The sequence below is a fragment of the Sphingorhabdus sp. EL138 genome (genome assembly GCF_945862485.1).
Taxonomy (GTDB): Bacteria; Pseudomonadota; Alphaproteobacteria; order Sphingomonadales; family Sphingomonadaceae; genus Sphingorhabdus_B.
The window spans coordinates 1-19,272 of the sequence record NZ_CAMAYF010000020.1; the positions used below are offsets into that span (position 1 = coordinate 1).

The window sequence follows — 19,272 nt, forward strand, 5'->3', positions numbered from 1 at the left end:
ACAGTGGAGTGAGTGTGCGCAAAGATCGCGCGCCCTGCAGACTTTCGCTTGGTATCAGCGTTGCTCAGGCTCCAAGCAGCCTTATGGATGGCATATGAGTACGCTCGCCAAAATAATCATCATATGCATCCTGCTTTGGGTGGGCGTACATTTGTTGCTCTATGGCTATTTGAAGCGCCGGATAGCGGCTGCTAAGCGCGACAGGGACGCAGAGGCATAGCTTGATTTGCCATTTCCGCATGCCTATAGCAGGAAGACAGAAACAAGCGGTCCCAACGGGCCGCTTTTTGGCTTTTGGAATATGCCAAACATTTGGTCGGAAGGAAGAAAACCATGACGATTACGCCCTTGATGCCAGTCTATCCGCGTTGCGGTTTTCGGCCGGTGCGCGGTGAAGGCGCTTGGTTGATTTCTGAAGACGGCAGTCGCGCGCTGGATTTTGCCGCTGGTATCGCGGTGAACTTGCTGGGTCATGGCCATCCGCATCTGACCAAGGCCATTCAGGATCAGGCTGCAACGCTGATCCACGTGTCTAACCTCTATGGTAGCCCGCAAGGCGAAGCCTTCGCGCAGCGGCTGGTCGATACGACCTTTGCCGACACGGTCTTCTTCACAAATTCGGGTGCCGAAGCTGTCGAGTGCGCGATTAAAACCGCACGCGCGTATCATCAAAGCCAAGGCAGCGACCGTTTCGAGATAATCACGTTCAAGAACGCCTTTCATGGTCGGACGATGGCGACGATTTCGGCAAGCAATCAAGAGAAGATGCACAAAGGCTTCATGCCGTTGCTTGAAGGCTTCAAATATGTCGATTTCGACGATTTGGAAGGCGCAAAAGCCGCCATCGGACCAAAGACCGCGGCGTTTCTGGTTGAGCCCATTCAAGGCGAGGGCGGCGTTCGGCCTGCTTCAGATGCTTTCATTCAAGGCCTGCGGGCGCTGGCGGATGAGCATGGTATCATGCTGATCTTGGATGAAGTGCAATGCGGCGTGGCGCGCTCAGGTACGCTGTATGCGTATGAACAATATGGCATCATTCCGGATATCATGGCGACGGCAAAGGGCCTTGGCGGCGGCTTTCCGGTCGGCGCATGCCTTGCCACCGAAGCGGCCGCGCGCGGTATGGTTGTGGGCACGCACGGATCGACCTATGGCGGCAACCCATTTGCAATGGCGGCGTGTCAGGCGGTTTGGGATGTCGTCGCGAACGAGGAATTTCTGGCGCAGGTGCGTTCGACAGGCGAAAAGCTGCGTTCAACACTGGAACAGTTTATCGGCAATTATCCGAATTTGTTTAATGGGGTTCGCGGTAAGGGCCTGATGCTCGGCGTGATGATGACACATGAAACCCGTCCTTTTGTGGCGCATTTGCGCGACAATCATGGGTTGTTGTTGGTGGCGGCGGGTGACAATACCTTCCGCGTCTTACCACCGCTGAACATCGGTGATGACGAAATTCAGACATTCATGGAAAAGCTGTCGGCGGGCGCTGCCAGCTACCAGATACCAGAAGCAGCATGACGCGGCATTTTCTGAATTTGAGCGACGCTGGTGGCGACACAATCGCGGCGATGTTGCAAGACGCGATGCTCAGGAAGAGCGCGCGGGCCAGCTGGCCGAAAGGCAAATCGGATGCCGATGCCCCGTTAGCCGGTCATACGCTCGCGATGGTGTTCGAGAAAAATTCAACCCGCACGCGCACCTCGTTTGAAATGGCGATGAAGCAATTGGGCGGTGACAGTATCTTCATGGCATCGGGGCAGATGCAGCTTGGCCGCGGTGAAACCATTGCCGACACGGCGCGCGTATTGTCTCGCTATGTCGACGCCATCATGATCCGCACGGATGATCATGAAAAGGTCGAAGAACTGGCACATTACGCCAGTGTGCCCGTCATCAACGGCCTTACCGATCTGTCCCACCCGTGCCAGATTGTTGCTGATCTGTTGACGGTTATCGAGCATCGAAAGACGTTGCCGGGGCTTGAAATTGCATGGCTTGGCGATGGCAATAATGTGCTGAATTCGGTGGTGGAAGCCGCTGGGTTGTTCAAGTTTAACGTGCGTATTGCGGTTCCCGAAGGGTATGAAAGCGACAGCAATTTCATAGAAGCCGCCAAGACCGCTGGCGCAAATATCACGCTTACCCGCGACGCAAGCGAAGCGGTGGCGGACGCCGATGTGATTGTGACTGACACATGGGTGTCGATGGGGCAGGAGCATGCGCATAACAAGATAGCGGCGATGATGCCCTATCAGGTGAACGAACGTCTGATGGCCTTGGCGAAGGCAGATGCCAAATTCTTACATTGCCTACCGGCCCACCGCGGCGAGGAAGTAACCGATGCCGTAATTGACGGGCCGCAATCTGTTATCTGGGATGAAGCGGAAAATAGGCTTCATGCGCAAAAGTCCGTTTTATTGTGGTGCCTTGGAAAATTATAATGACCGAGCAATCGGAAACATTGTCCAACCAGCCATTACGCTTTTCGATACCGACGCGGGATGCGCGCGGACGTTTGGTGCGTCTGGATGACGTGCTGAGCGAAATTCTGGCTGCGCACGCTTATCCACCTGTGATTGAGCGGACATTGGCCGAAGCATTGGTGTTGACCGCTTTGTTAGGCGCATCGTTGAAGGAGCCGGGGAGCCAGCTCACACTGCAAACGCAGACGGAAAAGGGCGCAATTCGGCTCTTGGCCTGCGACTATAAGGATGGCGCATTGCGCGGTTATGCGCAGTTTGATGTCGCGACTGCCGCTGCCCTGCCGAAGGATTCGACGTTATTTGGTATCTTCGGACAAGGCTATCTCGCAATCACATTCGACCGGATGAAGCCGCCGAGCGAAGGCGGGGGGCGCTACCAGGGAATTGTCCCGCTTGAAGGCGAAACGCTTGCGGATGCGGCGCAAAATTACTTTGTGCAATCCGAACAAATCCCGACCTTCATTCGTGTTGCTGTGGATCATGTCGATGGCCGCTGCGTGGCGGGTGGCCTGCTGGTGCAGCATTTGCCAGAGGGGGAAGAAGGTCGCGAGCGGTTACATGTGCGGCTCGACCATCCCGAGTGGGCGCATATCGAAATCATGTCTTCGACCATCGCCGCCGCCGAGCTTGTCGACCCGGCGCTTCCGCTTGAGGAAATCGTCTGGCGATTGTTTCATGAAGAAAAGGAAGTGCGCATTGAGCAAGGCGATCTTCTGTCAAAGGGCTGCCGCTGTGACCCCGTGCACATCCGCGATGTCATTGCCAAATTTCCTGCAGTTGACCGCGCCGAAATGGCGGATGATGCCGGAGACATCGTCGTCGACTGCGAATTTTGTTCGCGCCGTTTCCCGATAAGCCTTGCCAGTTTTAACAACTGAACTGCACAATAACGGCAGCGCTTCATTGATCGTTCATGAACCAGATACTAACGTGCAAAAACTCGCAAATGATGTTATGCAGAACACGAAAAACAGGGCGCTTCGCTGTATAAGGCTAGTTTGCGGATAGAAGCTTATGAACAAAATTTTTCGTCTTTATGCTTTGCCATGTGTGTTTTTGCTTTCTCTGGCAGCGGCAGGTGCCGCAAAACCAGATGGTGATATGGCTTTGCTTGACACACTTGATCGGGGAATGTGGCAATTACGACCAACGGGCGGGAGCTTGCCGACTTCCAAAATCTGCCTTGGCAAATCGGAAAGCCTTACCCAAATCCAACATAGCGGCTTAGCGTGCGAACAATATGTCGTGCGTTCAAGCCCAAATTCCCTGACGGTCAGTTACAGCTGCGAAGGGCATGGTCAGGGGTTGACGACTATCCGCAAGGAATCGAGTCGGATCATCCATATCCAATCGCAAGGCATCCGTAACAACGCGCCATTTTCGTTTTCAGCGGAAGGTCGAAAAATCGGCCCGTGCTAGGTTCTGCCCCTAACGGCTTAAATTCAGAAAGCGGCAATACCGGTAATGGCGCGGCCCAATATCAGCGCGTGGACATCGTGCGCGCCTTCATAGGTGTTGACCGTTTCCAGGTTCGCCATGTGGCGCATGACCTGATATTCTTCGCTAATGCCATTGCCGCCATGCATGTCGCGGGCCGCGCGCGCGATATCGAGCGCTTTGCCGACATTGTTGCGCTTAACGATGGAAATCATGTCTGGCGCAAGCTGGCCATCGTCCATCAAACGGCCAACGCGTAAAGATGCCTGAAGCCCCATGGCAATATCGGTCATCATGTCTGCGAGTCTCTTTTGATACAACTGGGTGGCGGCGAGTGGCTTACCAAATTGGTGGCGATCCAGACCATATTGCCGCGCGGCGTGCATGCAGAATTCGGCTGCACCTAATGCGCCCCAACTGATGCCGTACCGGGCGCGGTTGAGGCAGCCGAACGGGCCCTTTAATCCTTGCACATCGGGCAGCAACGCGTCTTCGCCAATTTCGACATTGTCCATCATGATCATGCCCGTGGTCGATGCGCGTAACGACAACTTCCCCTGAATTTTCGGCGCCGTAAGGCCCTTCATGCCCTTTTCCAGCACAAAGCCGCGAATGCCGCCGCCATGCGCTTCGGATTTTGCCCAGATGACAAAGACATCGGCAAAAGGTGCATTGGAAATCCACGTTTTCGATCCATTGATGACATAGCCGCCATCAACCTTTTTAGCGAAGGTGCGCATGCCCGCAGGGTCCGAGCCGGCATCAGGCTCCGTCAGGCCAAAGCAGCCGATCAGCGTGCCTGCCGCCAAGCCCGGCAGATATTTGCGCCTTTGTTCTTCCGACCCATAAGCATAAATGGGATGCATCACGAGCGACGACTGTACTGACGCCATCGAACGATAGCCGGAATCGACGCGCTCAATCTCACGGGCGATCAATCCGTAGGCGACATAAGACGCACCAGCGCCGCCATATTCTTCCGGTATGGTCGCGCCAAGCAAGCCTGTCTGCCCCATCAACGGGAACAATTCAGGTGCATCGCATTCGGTCCGATAGGCGTCGATGACGCGCGGCTGTAATTCGCTTTGCGCAAAGGCATGCGCGCTGTCGCGGATCATACGTTCGTCTGCGGTCAGTTGTTCCTCCAGACGAAAAGGGTCAGACCAATCGAATGCTGCCAACTCGGCCATTATTATCTCCATTGGGGAGGCCTGCTGAATAGCGACCTGCTTCCTGTTTGCCTTTATAAGCGTGCGAGCAAGGCGGCAACCCTTGCCATCAACTCTGCGCCTTGCCATGCTTTATGGAAATGCAAACAATGACTGGGGATATCAATGGCATTAGCAGCCGAAACGAAAACGCTTCTCGAAACGCTGGGCTGCGCTGTTGATGATGGTGATCTTGCTGTGCACAGCCCAATTGATGGCAGTCGCATCGGAGCGGTGGCGACCGCAACGGCGGGCGAGACTGACGATGCTGTTGTAAAATCAAACGCTGCCTTTCTGAAGTGGCGCCGCGTTCCTGCGCCGCGCCGTGGGGAGCTTGTCCGGCTATTTGGCAATGCTTTGCGTGAACATAAGGCCGAACTTGCCCGCCTTGTCACCATAGACTGCGGAAAGCCGCTGTCGGAAGGGCTTGGCGAAGTGCAGGAGATGATAGACATTTGCGATTTTGCCGTGGGTCTTTCGCGGCAATTGCATGGTCTGACCATCGCCAGCGAACGGCCCGGCCACCGGATGATGGAGCAATGGCATCCATTGGGTCCGGTTCTTGTTATTTCCGCATTTAACTTTCCGGTCGCGGTATGGGCATGGAATGCCGCTTTGGCATTGGTGTGTGGCAATAGCGTCATTTGGAAGCCATCGGAAAAAACGCCGCTGACGGCGGCTGGGGTCCAAGCCATTTTTGAAAAGGCGGCTGCCGCTTTTGGCGACGCGCCGGCCCATTTGACGCAAGTCGTTCAGGGCGGGCGCGATATAGGGGCAGCGTTGGTTGCTAACCCGCGCATCGCTTTGATCTCCGCCACAGGTAGCACGGAAATGGGCCGAAAGGTAGGGCAAGTGGCCGCAGCCCGCTTTGCCAAAACCATCCTTGAACTTGGCGGGAATAACGCGGCAATTATTAGTGACAAGGCTGACCTTGGGCTGGCGCTTCGCGGCGTGCTGTTTTCGGCATTTGGCACAACGGGCCAAAGATGCACCAGCTTACGCCGCCTTTTTGTGCATGACGCGATCTATGACAGTTTTGTCAGCGCGCTGAAGTCGGCGAGCGGTTCGATGGCGGTGGGTGACCCGCTAGACGGCTACAATCTTGCAGGTCCGCTGATTGACGAGCCTGCCCTTGCTAGGATGCAAGCCGCGCTGGATGAGTCCCGCGCACTTGGCGGGCACATTAGCGGCGGCGAACGCATCGAGATGCAGGGCGTCTATGTCCGCCCCGCGCTCGTCGAGATGGCCGCGCAGGATGGCCCAGCATTGCGGGAGACGTTTGCGCCTATTCTCTACATCTTCCGGTATCATGATTTGGCGCACGCCATTGCCCTGCAAAACAGCGTGGGCGCAGGATTGTCATCCTCCCTATTTTCAACCGACATGCGGGAATGCGAACAATTTCTGTCAGCCGAAGGAAGCGATTGCGGCATTGCCAATGTGAACATTGGAACGTCAGGTGCAGAAATTGGCGGTGCCTTTGGCGGAGAGAAGGAAACCGGCGGCGGCCGGGTGTCCGGTTCGGACGCATGGAAGGCCTATATGCGACGGGCGACGAACACGATAAATTACTCCGACAATCTGCCCCTTGCGCAAGGGGTCACATTCGACATAGGCTGAGCGCCCAGAGGAGAGTGAGATGCGCGTTGAAAAACTGCCGCCGGTGAAATCAACGCTGCAACCCAGCAACCATCCTTATCTCAACGGGGCGTGGACGCCGCAGCATGAAGAAGTCACCGCGACCGATCTTGATGTGATTGAGGGCCGCATTCCCGACGACATCGATGGCATCTATCTGCGCAACACCGAAAATCAGTTGCATCAACCCCTTGGCCGCTATCACCCGTTTGACGGCGATGGCATGATCCACCAGATCGATTTTTCAAGTGGCAAGGCAAGCTATCGCAATCGCTTCGTCCGCACGCGATGCTTTCAAGCGGAGCAGGATGTTGGCGGGTCTTTATGGGGCGGGTTGATGGATAAAACGGGGGTATCCAAACGCCCAGGCTTTGGCGCGCATGGCAGCCTCAAGGATTCCTCCAGCACGGACATCATTGTGCACGCGGGCAAGGCTGTTTCTACTTTCTACCAATGCGGGGAGGGCTATGTCCTGAATCCCGAAACGCTGGAGCAAGAGGGCGTGGCGTCTTGGGTGCCGCTTGATGGTATTTCCGCGCACCCCAAGGTCGATGAGCGCACTGGCGAATTGTTGTTCTTCAACTATTCGAAACATGCGCCCTATATGCATTATGGCGTGGTTGATCGCACTGGCAAGCTGGCGCATTATGTGCCCATCCCGCTGCCCGGACCGCGCCTGCCGCATGACATGATGTTCACGCAAAACTGGTCAATATTGTGCGACTTCCCCTTGTTCTGGGATGAAGAATTGCTGAAGCGTAATGTCCATGTGACCCGGTTGCACGAAGGGCTGCCGTCGCGCTTTGCGCTCATTCCGCGTTATGGACAGCCAGAGGAAATTCGCTGGTTTGAGGCGGATCCTACTTTCGTCCTGCACTTCATCAATGCCTATGAAGATGGCGATGAAGTCATACTCGACGGCTATTTCGAAGAAGACCCTTATCCGCCGCCACTCGAAAATGCGGACGGCTATGGTCATATGATGGCTTATGTCGACGAACATAGCTTTAAACCAAAACTGCACCGGTGGCGGTTTAACTTGGCCGATGGCACAACGCGCGAAGAGCGGCTCGATGACCGCATCCTCGAATTCGGGATGATGAACCAGCGTTATCTTGGACAACCCTATCGTTATGCCTATAGCACTACGTCTAAGCCCGGCTGGTTCCTGTTTAACGGTTTTGTGAAGCACGACATGGTCACGGGCGAGTCCTGGACCATAGAGCTTGCGGAAGGGCGCTACGGCAGTGAAGCACCCTTCGCTCCCCGCATCGGTGCGGTGGACGAAGATGATGGCTATCTCGTCAGTTTTGTCACTGACGAAAATTGCGGGACATCTGAATGCATTTTAATTGACTGCAAACGCTTTGCGGAGGGGCCGGTGTGCCGGATTGCCCTTCCGCACAAGATCAGCAGCGGGACCCATGCGCATTGGATGGATCGTGCGGCGCTTTAATGCAAAGTTATTGCTATCCTTAGGGCCGACATTTTGGTTTGCAATTGGCGCGCCCTACAGGAGTCGAACCTGTGGCCTCAAGATTAGAAGTCTCGCGCTCTATCCAGCTGAGCTAAGGGCGCGCGCTGCTTGGCGCAATAACGGCTTTGCGCGCGAACGCAAAGCTGCTTATGTCAAATTATGCATGACACTCCAATTATCTCTCACAGCGCAAGCGATCTCACAGGTCGCCAGTTTCGCTATTATGATTTTGTTATGGCGGCCTTTGTCGCCATTTTGTTGCTATCCAACATCATCGGTGCAGCCAAGCCTGCGGCGCTGACAATATCAGGCGAGCAATGGATTTTTGGCGCTGGGATATTGTTCTTCCCGTTAGGCTACGTCATTGGTGACGTCCTGACAGAAGTCTATGGCTACGCGCGCGCGCGTCGTGTCATCTGGGTTGGCTTTGTGGCGCTGTTGTTCATGGCGTTTATGAGCTGGGTCGTTGTGGCCCTGCCGCCTGCGCCCGGTTGGGACGGGCAAGCGGCGTATGAAAGCGTGTTTGGCCAAGTCTGGCGGATCGTTATTGCCTCCATCACCGCGTTTTGGGCGGGCGAGTTTGTAAACAGCTATGTCATGGCACGCATGAAAATTTGGACTGCTGGAAAGCATTTGTGGTCGCGCACCATTGGTTCAACGATTGTGGGGCAAGGCATCGATAGCCTCATTTTCTATCCGCTCGCCTTTTGGGGTGTATGGAGCAATGAGCAGGTGATAAGCGTTATGATCACCAACTGGCTGCTGAAAGTGGGCTGGGAAGTTGTGTTGACGCCGGTAACTTATGGTGTTGTAGGCTGGTTGAAGCGCAAAGAAGGCGTAGAAATATTCGACAAGGGCATGAATTTTTCACCCTTCAAAACAAAAATTTAGGATGCCATGCAGGATCGTTTACAGCTTTTGGCCGAGCATTGGGTCAGCTATAAATTTTGGCTGATCGAAACGGTTGGCCTCACCAATGATGCGATGCATGTTCATGGGTCGCTTTTGATTTTATGCGTGTCGGCATTGGTGTTGCGGCGACGGCCGGTCAGCCTGTGGTGTTGGCTAGTCGTCTTTATCGCTGAGTTGTTCAATGAATATGCCGATTTGCGCGGCGCTGCACCCGGTGAGGCTACAATGGATGCAGCGCTGCATGATATTTACAACACGATGTTCTGGCCAACGCTGATCTTGATATTGGGACGCTTCTTATTCCCGCGAAAGAAAACGGAACCGGCAAGTCCTGCCGCGACGTCACGCGATTTGACGCACCAACCCCTCGAACAAGCGACGTCCGTCTGACCCGCCATGCACGGCTTCGGTCATCCGTTCGGGGTGTGGCATCATGCCCAGCACATTGCCGCCTGCGTTTAGCACACCCGCAATGTTGCGGGCCGAACCATTGACGTTTTCGGCGTAACGGAAGGCAACTCGGCCTTCGACCTCAAGTCTATCAAGCGTATCGCTGTCAGCGAAATAATTGCCGTCGTGATGCGCAACGGGAATTTGGACAAGTTCATCGGTTGAATAGCCGCTGGTAAAAACGGATCGATTGTTTTCAACTGTCAAGCCAACCGTGCGGCACACGAAGCGAATCCCCGCATTGCGCATAAGCGCGCCGGGCAAAAGACCGGCCTCTGTTAAAATTTGAAAGCCATTGCACACACCCAGAACGGGGATTCCGCGTTCTGCAGCCTTAATGACCGCCTGCATGACCGGAGAGCGCGCAGCCATGGCACCAGAGCGCAGATAGTCGCCATAAGAAAAGCCGCCGGGAATAGCGATCAGATCAAGTCCATCAGGCAATTCGCTAGCGCGGTGCCAGACCAAAGTTGTTTCAGCGCCTGTAATATCGCGAATGGCCACGGCCATGTCACGGTCGCAATTGGAGCCCGGAAACTGGATAACCGCTGCGCGCATCAGGCTTGCTCGATCTCGAAATTCTCAATGACCATATTGGCCAGTAACTTTGTGCACATTGTTTCCAGATCAGCCTTTGACACGCCTGGTTCATGCTCGATTTCGATGAGGCGTCCTGCCCTCACGTCATGAACGCCCGAAAAACCTAAGCCCTCAATTGCGTGATGGATGGCTTTTCCTTGCGGGTCGAGCACACCGTTTTTTAATGTTACAAAAATACGCGTTTTCATCGGTACCCGTCCACTTGTCAGTTTCCGTTTCTATAGAAGCCGTCCCGTGCGATTCAAGCTTAAGCTGACCTCGTTCGCATTTTAACGTGGCTTAGAAAGCTTGGCGTTTGGAAATCATGTTAAAAGCTAATATTTAACATTAGAAAAAACTATACATACCTGATTGCGGCGCAATCCAATTGCGGCACCGCCATGTCATCTGACATAGCCAATTCCCAATAAAGTTGAGTGGATAAAATGAAAAAAACGGCACGGGCGGTAGTGATTGGTGGCGGCGTTGTAGGCGTGAGCACTTTGTATCATCTCGCCAAAATGGGGTGGAGCGATGTTGTCTTGCTGGAACGCAAGGAACTGACTTCGGGGTCAACATGGCATGCCGCCGGGCTTCTGCCGCTATTCAATCTCAGCTATTCCGTCGGCAAGTTGCATCAATATTCGGTGGCTTTGTATCCAACTTTGGAGGCCGAAACAGGTCTGCATGCGGGATTATCGCAGGTCACCAATATCCGACTGGCGACGACCAAGGACAGGATGGATGAATATCATTATTATGCCGGCGTTGCCCGCACCATTGGTGTTGATGTCAACTTCCTAACGCCGGAACAGGTTAAAGAAATTTGGCCGCTTGCCAATATGGACGGTGTCATTGGCGCGATCCAGCATCCCGATGATGGCTATATTCAGCCTGCTGACCTTACGCAGGCGCTGGCAAAAGGTGCGCGGCAGCGTGGGGCGACGATTTATCGCAACACAACGGTTACTGGCATTACGCAGCAACCCAATGGCGAGTGGTTGGTCTCGACGGATCAGGGCGACATCACTTGCGAGCATGTCATATCCTGCTCGGGTAACTTTGCGCGGCAAACAGGGGCGATGGTTGGGTTGGATATCCCTGTCATTCCGGTCGAGCACCAATATCTGGTGACCGACCAGCATCCCGCAATCATGGAACGCAAAAAGGCGGGCCTGCCGGAAATGGGCGTGCTGCGCGAATCTGACGCGAGCTATTATATGCGTGAGGAAGCTGGCGGCCTTTTGCTTGGGCCGTATGAGATTGGCGCGCCTGCTTGCTATGTCGATGGCCCTGCGGCGAACAGCGAATATGAACTGTTCCCCGACGCGCTAGAACGGCTTGAGCCTTATATCGTCGCGGCAATGAATCGCGTGCCGGCCTTTGGCGAGGTCGGTATCAAGAAAGTTTATAATGGCGCGATTGCCTATACGCCCGACGGATCGCCGATCATTGGCCCTGCATGGGGCCTCAAAAACTTTTGGCTGAACGAAGGCCACAGTTTTGGGATTACGGCCGCAGGCGGCGCTGGTTGGCAGTTGGCGCATTGGATTGTGGACGGGGAGCCCACCATCGACATGATGGGTGTCGATCCGCGTCGCTTTGGCGATTATGCAGGCAGGGGCTTTCTCGTTCAAAAGAATGAAGAGGCCTATGCGAAGGTCTTCACGGTCCATTATCCTGATGAGGAGCGCGAGGCAGGGCGGGCATTGCGGCGCACGCCATGCTACGATCGGATGAAGGCACTTGGTGCGGTGTTTGGTAGCGTGTTTGGTTGGGAACGCCCCAACTGGTTTGCACCCGCTGGATATAGCTTAAGCGAAGCCGATCTCGAAAAGCCTGATGTCTTGTTGAACGACAATCATCCCGTTGTGCCCGGTGAACCCGTCCGTGAAAAATGGTCGTTCCGCCGTTCTAATTATTTCGAGCATGTGGGCAATGAATGCCTGCACGTGACGAAGCATGTTGGCATTCAGGATATGAGCGCTTTTGCCAAATGTGAGATCTCAGGTCCGGGTGCGGAAAGCTGGCTGGACCAATTGCTGACAAATGCGGTTCCGAAAAAGGTCGGACGGGTAAACTTGTCCTATCTGCTCACACACAAAGGTGGCGTCCGCAGTGAGTTCACGGTTTATAAAGCTGCACCGCAGCGTTATTATCTGGTGTCGGCTGGCGCATATGAGCGGCACGACCATGACTATCTGAAAAAGGCTATGCCAAAAGATGGCTCAGTCAATTTCGAACGGCTGACTACATCTATGGGTGTCCTAGTACTTGCTGGCCCAAGGTCACGTGACGTGCTAGCAAAGCTGAGCGATACGGATTTGTCAAACGAAGCCTTCCCATGGCTGACGGGTAAGAAAATGAGCATTGGCCTCGCGCAAGTCGACGCGTTGCGGGTTAACTTCATTGGCGAACTAGGTTGGGAAATCCACCACCCGATTGAAATGCAGAATTATATTTTCGACAAATTGATGGAGGCTGGTGCCGAATTCGAGATCAAGCCATTTGGCATCCGCGCGATGACGTCGATGGCGCTAGAAAAAAGCTACAAGCTTATCCCGCGCGAATTGTCGGTTGAATATTCCGCTTATGAAAGCGGCTTGGACCGTTTCATCAGCCTCAAGAAACCCTCATTTTTCGGACGCGAGGCGCTGTTGGCTTGGAAAGAAGGCGGCAGTGCGAACCAGTTGGTCACGATGGAAGTGCATGGTGTCACCGATGCAGACGCGCGCGGGTCGGAACCAATTTATCATGGGGAAGACGTGGTTGGCCGCGTGACGTCCGGTGGCTATGGTTGGCGCGTTGGAAAGTCGCTTGCCCTTGCGATGATCCGTCCGGATTTGGCTGTCCCGGGCGCGGAATTGGACATTGTCATTCTAGGGGTTCGGCATAAAGCGACGATCATAACGGACTCGCCCTTCGACCCCGATAATGCAGCGTTGAGAAGCTAAACCCATGTCGCATTTTGCTCCCGTCGCCAACTGGCTTGCTAATGACCGTCAAGGTTACACGCTTCCGCGTAGCCTATATGTTAGCGATGAAGCGTTCGCATTCGATACGCAGGTCATGCTGAAATCGGTTTGGTTATATGCCTGCACCGTCGCCCATATAAAGAATCCGGGCGATTTTTTCGTTTTCGAATTGGCGGGTAACTCCATCATCATCGTGCGAGGGCGCGAAAATGAGGTGCGGGCGTTTTGGAACAGTTGTCGGCACCGCGGTGCAAAAATCTGCCTTGAGCAAAGGGGGCGTGCGCCACGTTTGATGTGTCCCTATCATCAATGGACGTACGGTCTTGATGGGCAATTGTTGGCCGCACGCAGCATGGCGGAGAATTTTGACAAGTCGGACCATGGCCTGTCGCCGGTGGCGCTGGAAAATGTCGGCGGGCTGATTTTCATCTGCTTGGACGAAAATCCGCCGCCGATTGATCGTGTGAAAGCTGACATTGCAGAACAGATCGGAGTGTATGACCTCGAAAAGCTAAAGGTCGCGGTGCAAGATGACTATATCGAAGACGCCAATTGGAAGTTGGTGATGGAGAATAATCGCGAATGCTATCATTGCGATGTCGGTCATCCCGAACTGATAAGCGTGCTCGGCACCACTGGCTTTGGCAAGGATGCGCCGGCCGATGATTATCTGGAAGAAAAGCGTGCAGAATGGCAGGCATTGGGCCTTGACCATGATTTAATCGAGTTTCCCGATGGCTGGTGGCATCGCGTTGCGCGTTTGGCATTGGCAAACGGTGCTGTGACGCAATCGATTGATGGCAAGCTTGCGTGTCAGAAACTCATTGGCCCATTTACAACGCCTGAAACTTCCAGCCTATCGGTTTGGACGCAGCCCAATAGCTGGCATCATTTCTGCTGTGACCATGTTGTGACATTTTCGCTGACGCCCATTGGGCCCGACAAGACAATGCTGCGGACTAGCTGGCTCGTGCATGAAGACGCGGTTGAGGGTGTCGATTATGATCCCGATCATCTGGCGGCTTTATGGCGTAAAACCAATGAACAAGACGGTCACTTTTCTGCTATTAACCATCGCGGGATTGCCAATGACGGCTATGTCCAAGGACCTTATGCACTGGAGGAAAAGCTGGTTGATGACTTTAAGGCTTTCTACGTGAGCCGTGCGAAAGCTGCGCTTGCGCAGGTGCAATCATGACACGATTTAGTGCGTTAAGCCTGTTTACCAAAGCGTTTGGTGGGCATCAAAATTGGCCTGAACAATGGCCCGATGCTGCGCCAAAGCCAGCTTATGACGCGATTATCGTCGGCGGTGGCGGCCATGGTCTCGGCGCAGCTTATTATCTCGCCAAAAAATACGGCATTAATAATGTCGCCGTGCTCGAAAAGGGCTGGATCGGTGGCGGTAACACCGGACGCAATACGACGATCATCCGTTCCAACTATCTGTATGACGAAAGCGCGCATCTTTACGATCATGCTGTGAAATTGTGGGATGGCCTTAGTCAGGAACTCAATTACAACATCATGTATTCCAAGCGCGGCGTCATGATGCTCGCGCACAATGTGCATGACGTACAAAGCTTGCAACGGCATATTAATGCCAATCGCCTAAACGGTGTTGATAATGAATGGCTTACGCCCGAACAGGCGAAAGCCTATTGTCCGCCATTGAACATATCGCCAGATGCGCGTCATCCAGTTTTGGGGGCCGCACTGCAACGGCGCGGTGGCACTGCGCGGCATGACTCGGTCGCCTGGGGCTATGCACGTGCAGCGGCTGCTATGGGTGTGGATATCATTCAGAACTGTGCCGTCACGGGTATCCGTCGAGGCGCAAATGGCGCGGTCGAGGGTGTGGAGACAACTCGGGGCTATATCGCCTCAAAGCGCGTTGGCGTATCGGCGGCGGGTAACACGTCGGTTGTCATGCAAATGGCGGGGCTAGACTTTCCTCTCGAAAGCTACCCACTGCAGGCGCTGGTGTCGGAACCCATTAAGCCCACTTTTCCGTGCGTGGTGATGTCGAACACTGTCCATGCGTATATGAGCCAGTCGGACAAGGGCGAGTTGGTGATCGGCGCGGGAACGGACCAGTATGTCAGCTATTCACAACGCGGTGCGCTGCATATTGTGGAACATACGCTGGCTGCAATTTGCGAAATTTTCCCGATTTACCGGCGGATGCGGATGTTGCGAACTTGGGGTGGCATTGTCGACGTGACGCCGGATCGTTCCCCCATATTGGGCAAGACACCGGTCAAAGGCCTTTACGTCAATTGCGGATGGGGCACAGGCGGGTTTAAGGCCACGCCGGGTGCAGGGGACTTGCTGGCCTACACAATGGCAAAAGATGAGCCGCACAGTATCAACGCGCCGTTCAATCTCGACCGGTTCCGCAATGGCCGGTTTATTGACGAAGCAGCAGCAGCAGCGGTGGCGCATTGATATGATCCTGATCCATTGCCCATATTGTGACGAGAAGCGTCCCGAGATTGAATTTGCCAATGCAGGACAGGCGCATATCGCGCGCCCGCTCGACCCAGCCGGTCAAAGCGATGCGGATTGGGAGGCATATCTGTTTATCCGCGCCAACCCGCGTGGACGACACCATGAACGCTGGCGGCATGTCCATGGTTGCGGGCGTTTCTTTAACGCGGTGCGTGATACCGTGACCGATAAGTTTGAAACAACATATAAAGCTGGGGAGCCGCGCCGATGAGTGGCTTTCGCCTTGAAACCGGTGGACGCATTGACCGTAGCCAGCCTGTTACATTCAGCTTTGATGGTAAGGCCTATCAGGGTTTTGCAGGTGACACTTTGGCATCGGCTTTGCTCGCTAATGGTGTCATGCTGTTCGGCAGATCCTTCAAATATCACCGCCCGCGCGGGCTAGTTGCCGCCGGCAGTGAGGAGCCAAATGCCCTTATATCGGTTCATCGCGGACCAGGCCGTTTTACTCCCAATTTGCGGGCAACGGGTGTTGAAATCCATAATGGGCTAAAGGCGTTCAGTCAAAATCGCTGGCCATCATTGGCTATGGATTTTGGGGCTATCAATGACCGGTTGGGCATGTTTTTTCCGGCGGGTTTTTACAACAAGACTTTCATGTGGCCCCGTTCCTTTTGGGACAGAGTGTATGAACCAGCCATTCGCAAAATGGCGGGACTTGGGGATGCGCCAACGGCCGAAGATCCCGATGTCTATGCATCAACCTACGCCCATTGTGATCTGTTGATTATTGGCGCGGGCCCTGCTGGTATCGACGCCGCGCTTGGCGCGATGGATTCGAACAAGCGGATCGTTTTGATTGATGAGCAGGACGAATTGGGCGGCGGCGCATTGGCCGATCCTGCATTATGGCCATGGCTGGAACGCAGCGTTAAAGCGTTAACCGAAGCCACCAATGTTACGATCCTGACACGCACGACGGCGTTCGGTTTTTATCACGACAATTTCATTGGCGCGGTGCAACGGCTGACTGACCATCTGCCTAATGTAACAGATACCCCGCGTGAGAAATTGTGGCGCATTAGGGCTGGTGAAGTGGTGCTTGCGCAAGGCGCCATCGAGCGACCACTTGTTTTCGATGGTAACGACACACCTGGCGTGATGCTCTCGTCGGCAGCAAGGGTCTTTGCCAATCGGTACGGCGTGGCCGTGGGCAAAGCGCTAACGTTAATGGCGTCACATGATAGCGGTTGGCATGATGTGTTTGCTCTGGCCAAAGCTGGTGTTGGTATATCGGCGATCATCGATGTTCGTAAAAGCGTTGATAGCGCTCTCCTGCATGCGGCGGAACGTTTGGGTATCAAAGTTTACTTGAACCACGGCGTGGTTGGCGTGAACGGCAGGCATAATGTCAGCTCTGTCGAGATTTGCGATTATAGTGACCAACGCGTACACCGTATCAACTGCGATGCGCTGTTAATGGCGGGTGGTTGGACGCCAAGCGTGCATTTATGGTCGCACAGCAAGGGCAGCCTAAAATGGCGCGATGACCTTGGCGCCTATGTCCCAGATGTCCCAAATGAAAATGTCCGTTGTATTGGCGGATGCTTTGGCGACTGGGATTTTGGTACGGGCGCGGTTATCGATGTGTTGCCCACGCCTAAGGACCAAAGCCGCATAAAGGCATTTGTTGATTACCAGAATGATGTGACGGCAAAGGACATCAAGCTTGCGGTGCGTGAGGGCTTTCGTTCCATCGAACATATCAAGCGTTACACCACGAACGGTATGGCGACTGACCAAGGCAAGACATCAAACCTTAACGGTCTGCAAATCGCTTCGTCTGCCCTGAATAAACCCGTTCCTGATATCGGCCTCACCAGCTTTCGTCCGCCTTACACGCCCCAGACATTTGGGGCCTTGGCCGGACATGCCAAAGGGGCGTTGTTCCAACCCACACGGACGACCAACATCGATAGCTGGGCGCAGGCACATGGCGCCGTATTTGAGCTGGTCGCGCAATGGCGACGTGCACGTTACTTTCCCAAGGCGGGTGAGGATATGCATGCGGCGGTTAACCGCGAATGCGTTGCTGTGCGGTCTTCGGTTGGTATTTTTGATGCATCGACACTGGGTAAGATCGAAGTCGTTGGCCCCGATGCCGCTGAATTTCTGAACCGCATGTATACCAACCCGTGGAAGGCACTGGAGCCGGGGCGGTGCCGTTATGGTTTGCTGCTAAAGGAAGACGGCTTCATCACCGATGATGGTGTGTCGGCAAGGTTGGCACCAGATCGGTTCCACCTGACCACGACAACCGGCGGCGCGGCACGCGTGTTGAATATGATGGAGGATTATCTCCAGACCGAATGGCCCGACCTTGACGTTTGGTTGACCAGCACGACCGAGCAATATGCGGTTATCGCACTGCAGGGCCCGAATGCGCGCAAGGTGCTTGAACCGCTTGTGGAGGGCATTGACCTGTCCGCCGAAGCCTTTCCGCATATGGCGATCCGTGAGGGCACGATCTGCGGGATAGAAACGCGTCTATTCCGCGTAAGCTTCACGGGCGAACTGGGCTTTGAGATAAACGTGCCAACGGCTTATGGCCGCTTTATTTGGGAGCGGTTGATGGCGCAAGGCGCCCAATATGACATCACCGCTTACGGCACTGAGGCGATGCACGTTTTGCGCGCCGAAAAAGGCTTCATCATTGTGGGACAAGACACTGATGGCACGGTGACGCCCTTTGACGCTGGCCTCGATTGGGCCGTGGGTAAGAAAAAGCCTGACTTTGTTGGCAAAAGGTCCATGGCGCGCCCTGATATCGTTGCACCGGGGCGCAAACAATTGGTTGGGCTACTGACCGATGACCCCAATGTCGTTTTGGAGGAAGGCGCACAGATTGTTGCTTACCCCAATCAACCTATCCCTATGACCATGATTGGCCATGTGACATCTTCTTATTGGAGCGAAACACTTGGTCGTTCTATTGCGATGGCGCTGGTCGCTGGTGGACATGATATGATGGGCGATACGTTATATATTCCAATGCCAGGCAAGACGCATACTGCCAAAGTCAGCGGCACCGTTTTCTACGACCTGGAAGGAGCACGGCTGCATGTCTGATACCCTTATTCGGCATGAGCCAGTTTCCGATGTGCCCTTTGTAGCAGATGGTGTGCGTATCAGTCTTGCACCGCCGATGCAGCGGCATGCGCTGCGAGCGCGCAATGCAGAGGATTTGGAGCGCTTGTTAAAGGTTAAGTTACCAAGGAACATAGGCGCATCCGAAGGTGGCATTATGTGCCTTGGTCCAGACGAATGGTATCTACGCAGCGAAGCTGGCGCGGCGATCCCGAAAGGGGAAGGGCTGCATCTGGCTGTTACTAATGTGAGTGAACGATCCATATGCCTTGTCATTGAGGGGCCGCGCGCATCAGAGATTTTAATGGCGGGATGCCCATTGGATCTCGACCAATTTGCCGTAGGTCGGGCAACGCGCACTATTTACGAAACGGTCGAAATCATCATCCTGCGTGAGGCAGAAGATCGCTTCCATGTCGAAGTCTGGCGTAGTTTTTCTGCATGGCTTTGGACCGCGATGACCACGGCGGCGCGCCATTGATCGAGCGGCATCGCACCTTTGGGGGAGGGTT

General features: G+C 54.5%; 17 protein-coding genes and 1 tRNA gene. 14 read left to right on the forward strand and 4 right to left on the reverse strand.

The annotated features are described in order from the left end of the window. The first annotated feature begins 333 nt into the window (after positions 1-333). The 4 genes from Q0O33_RS08275 (at position 334) to Q0O33_RS08290 (ending at position 3,905) form a co-directional block, all read left to right on the forward strand. Positions 334-1,521: an aspartate aminotransferase family protein gene (locus Q0O33_RS08275; RefSeq protein ID WP_295498169.1), complete on the forward strand. Its 1,188-nt coding sequence runs from the start codon at positions 334-336 to the stop codon at positions 1,519-1,521. Then, positions 1,518-2,444: an ornithine carbamoyltransferase gene (gene argF / locus Q0O33_RS08280; RefSeq protein ID WP_295498172.1), complete on the forward strand. Its 927-nt coding sequence runs from the start codon at positions 1,518-1,520 to the stop codon at positions 2,442-2,444. Before Q0O33_RS08275 ends, argF begins: the two co-directional genes overlap by 4 nt. Further along, entirely contained in the window at positions 2,444-3,364 is a 921-nt protein-coding gene (locus Q0O33_RS08285; protein ID WP_295498175.1) for an Hsp33 family molecular chaperone HslO, read from the forward strand. Before argF ends, Q0O33_RS08285 begins: the two co-directional genes overlap by 1 nt. A 136-nt stretch (positions 3,365-3,500) precedes the next feature. Then, positions 3,501-3,905 (forward strand): hypothetical protein, encoded by a 405-nt coding sequence (locus tag Q0O33_RS08290; RefSeq protein ID WP_295498179.1) that lies wholly within the window; start codon positions 3,501-3,503, stop codon positions 3,903-3,905. 23 nt (positions 3,906-3,928) lie between these two features. Here the strand turns inward: Q0O33_RS08290 and Q0O33_RS08295 are convergent, their stop codons facing one another. After that, entirely contained in the window at positions 3,929-5,113 is a 1,185-nt protein-coding gene (locus Q0O33_RS08295; protein WP_295498182.1) for an acyl-CoA dehydrogenase, read from the reverse strand. 144 nt (positions 5,114-5,257) lie between these two features. Here Q0O33_RS08295 and Q0O33_RS08300 point away from each other — a divergent pair, with 144 nt between their 5' ends. Together Q0O33_RS08300 and Q0O33_RS08305 are read left to right on the forward strand one after the other, a co-directional pair. Next, positions 5,258-6,751, forward strand: a complete 1,494-nt coding sequence (locus Q0O33_RS08300; RefSeq protein WP_295498184.1) for an aldehyde dehydrogenase family protein — start codon at positions 5,258-5,260, stop codon at positions 6,749-6,751. Positions 6,752-6,770: 19 nt separating this feature from the next. Next, positions 6,771-8,225, forward strand: coding sequence for a carotenoid oxygenase family protein (locus Q0O33_RS08305; protein ID WP_295498187.1), 1,455 nt, complete (start codon positions 6,771-6,773; stop codon positions 8,223-8,225). Between the two features lie 45 nt (positions 8,226-8,270). On the opposite strand, the gene Q0O33_RS08310 is transcribed toward Q0O33_RS08305, so the two are convergent. Continuing rightward, a tRNA-Arg gene (locus tag Q0O33_RS08310) sits at positions 8,271-8,347 on the reverse strand. 58 nt (positions 8,348-8,405) lie between these two features. On the opposite strand from Q0O33_RS08310, the gene Q0O33_RS08315 reads away from it, so the two are divergent. Both Q0O33_RS08315 and Q0O33_RS08320 read left to right on the forward strand, forming a co-directional pair. After that, positions 8,406-9,137 (forward strand): queuosine precursor transporter, encoded by a 732-nt coding sequence (locus tag Q0O33_RS08315; RefSeq protein WP_295498190.1) that lies wholly within the window; start codon positions 8,406-8,408, stop codon positions 9,135-9,137. Positions 9,138-9,143: 6 nt separating this feature from the next. Next, positions 9,144-9,548, forward strand: coding sequence for a hypothetical protein (locus Q0O33_RS08320; protein ID WP_295498193.1), 405 nt, complete (start codon positions 9,144-9,146; stop codon positions 9,546-9,548). Here the strand turns inward: Q0O33_RS08320 and purQ are convergent. Both purQ and purS read right to left on the reverse strand, forming a co-directional pair. Continuing rightward, on the reverse strand, positions 9,501-10,166 hold the full coding sequence (purQ, locus tag Q0O33_RS08325; protein ID WP_295498196.1) for a phosphoribosylformylglycinamidine synthase subunit PurQ: 666 nt from the start codon (positions 10,164-10,166) through the stop codon (positions 9,501-9,503). The genes Q0O33_RS08320 and purQ overlap by 48 nt on opposite strands. After that, entirely contained in the window at positions 10,166-10,396 is a 231-nt protein-coding gene (gene purS / locus Q0O33_RS08330; RefSeq protein WP_295498199.1) for a phosphoribosylformylglycinamidine synthase subunit PurS, read from the reverse strand. The genes purQ and purS overlap by 1 nt, the downstream gene beginning before the upstream one ends. A 237-nt stretch (positions 10,397-10,633) precedes the next feature. Here purS and Q0O33_RS08335 point away from each other — a divergent pair, with 237 nt between their 5' ends. The 6 genes from Q0O33_RS08335 to Q0O33_RS08360 are packed head-to-tail and all read left to right on the forward strand — an operon-like array spanning position 10,634 to position 19,241. Continuing rightward, on the forward strand, positions 10,634-13,141 hold the full coding sequence (locus Q0O33_RS08335; RefSeq protein ID WP_295498202.1) for an FAD-dependent oxidoreductase: 2,508 nt from the start codon (positions 10,634-10,636) through the stop codon (positions 13,139-13,141). A gap of 4 nt (positions 13,142-13,145) precedes the next feature. Beyond that, positions 13,146-14,360 carry an aromatic ring-hydroxylating dioxygenase subunit alpha gene (locus Q0O33_RS08340; RefSeq protein ID WP_295498205.1) on the forward strand — a complete coding sequence of 405 codons (1,215 nt, stop codon included), beginning with the start codon at positions 13,146-13,148 and terminating at the stop codon, positions 14,358-14,360. Further along, positions 14,357-15,610, forward strand: coding sequence for a sarcosine oxidase subunit beta family protein (locus Q0O33_RS08345; protein WP_295498208.1), 1,254 nt, complete (start codon positions 14,357-14,359; stop codon positions 15,608-15,610). Before Q0O33_RS08340 ends, Q0O33_RS08345 begins: the two co-directional genes overlap by 4 nt. Before the next feature lies 1 nt (position 15,611). Then, entirely contained in the window at positions 15,612-15,884 is a 273-nt protein-coding gene (locus tag Q0O33_RS08350; RefSeq protein WP_295498211.1) for a sarcosine oxidase subunit delta, read from the forward strand. Beyond that, a complete protein-coding gene (locus tag Q0O33_RS08355) occupies positions 15,881-18,742 on the forward strand; it encodes a 2Fe-2S iron-sulfur cluster-binding protein (protein ID WP_295498213.1) in 2,862 nt (953 codons plus the stop codon). Before Q0O33_RS08350 ends, Q0O33_RS08355 begins: the two co-directional genes overlap by 4 nt. Further along, positions 18,735-19,241 (forward strand): sarcosine oxidase subunit gamma family protein, encoded by a 507-nt coding sequence (locus Q0O33_RS08360; protein WP_295498216.1) that lies wholly within the window; start codon positions 18,735-18,737, stop codon positions 19,239-19,241. The genes Q0O33_RS08355 and Q0O33_RS08360 overlap by 8 nt, the downstream gene beginning before the upstream one ends. Positions 19,242-19,272 lie beyond the last annotated feature (31 nt).

Coding starts and splice junctions, on each gene's coding strand:
- Q0O33_RS08345 (WP_295498208.1), top strand. CDS start 14,357: ATGACACGATTTAGTGCGTTAAGCCTGTTTACCAAAGCGTTTGGTGGG.
- Q0O33_RS08315 (WP_295498190.1), top strand. CDS start 8,406: ATGCATGACACTCCAATTATCTCTCACAGCGCAAGCGATCTCACAGGT.
- Q0O33_RS08300 (WP_295498184.1), top strand. CDS start 5,258: ATGGCATTAGCAGCCGAAACGAAAACGCTTCTCGAAACGCTGGGCTGC.
- Q0O33_RS08350 (WP_295498211.1), top strand. CDS start 15,612: ATGATCCTGATCCATTGCCCATATTGTGACGAGAAGCGTCCCGAGATT.
- Q0O33_RS08275 (WP_295498169.1), top strand. CDS start 334: ATGACGATTACGCCCTTGATGCCAGTCTATCCGCGTTGCGGTTTTCGG.
- Q0O33_RS08285 (WP_295498175.1), top strand. CDS start 2,444: ATGACCGAGCAATCGGAAACATTGTCCAACCAGCCATTACGCTTTTCG.
- Q0O33_RS08305 (WP_295498187.1), top strand. CDS start 6,771: ATGCGCGTTGAAAAACTGCCGCCGGTGAAATCAACGCTGCAACCCAGC.
- argF (WP_295498172.1), top strand. CDS start 1,518: ATGACGCGGCATTTTCTGAATTTGAGCGACGCTGGTGGCGACACAATC.
- Q0O33_RS08295 (WP_295498182.1), bottom strand. CDS start 5,113: ATGGCCGAGTTGGCAGCATTCGATTGGTCTGACCCTTTTCGTCTGGAG.
- Q0O33_RS08320 (WP_295498193.1), top strand. CDS start 9,144: ATGCAGGATCGTTTACAGCTTTTGGCCGAGCATTGGGTCAGCTATAAA.
- purS (WP_295498199.1), bottom strand. CDS start 10,396: ATGAAAACGCGTATTTTTGTAACATTAAAAAACGGTGTGCTCGACCCG.
- Q0O33_RS08360 (WP_295498216.1), top strand. CDS start 18,735: ATGTCTGATACCCTTATTCGGCATGAGCCAGTTTCCGATGTGCCCTTT.
- Q0O33_RS08335 (WP_295498202.1), top strand. CDS start 10,634: ATGAAAAAAACGGCACGGGCGGTAGTGATTGGTGGCGGCGTTGTAGGC.
- Q0O33_RS08355 (WP_295498213.1), top strand. CDS start 15,881: ATGAGTGGCTTTCGCCTTGAAACCGGTGGACGCATTGACCGTAGCCAG.
- Q0O33_RS08340 (WP_295498205.1), top strand. CDS start 13,146: ATGTCGCATTTTGCTCCCGTCGCCAACTGGCTTGCTAATGACCGTCAA.
- Q0O33_RS08290 (WP_295498179.1), top strand. CDS start 3,501: ATGAACAAAATTTTTCGTCTTTATGCTTTGCCATGTGTGTTTTTGCTT.
- purQ (WP_295498196.1), bottom strand. CDS start 10,166: ATGCGCGCAGCGGTTATCCAGTTTCCGGGCTCCAATTGCGACCGTGAC.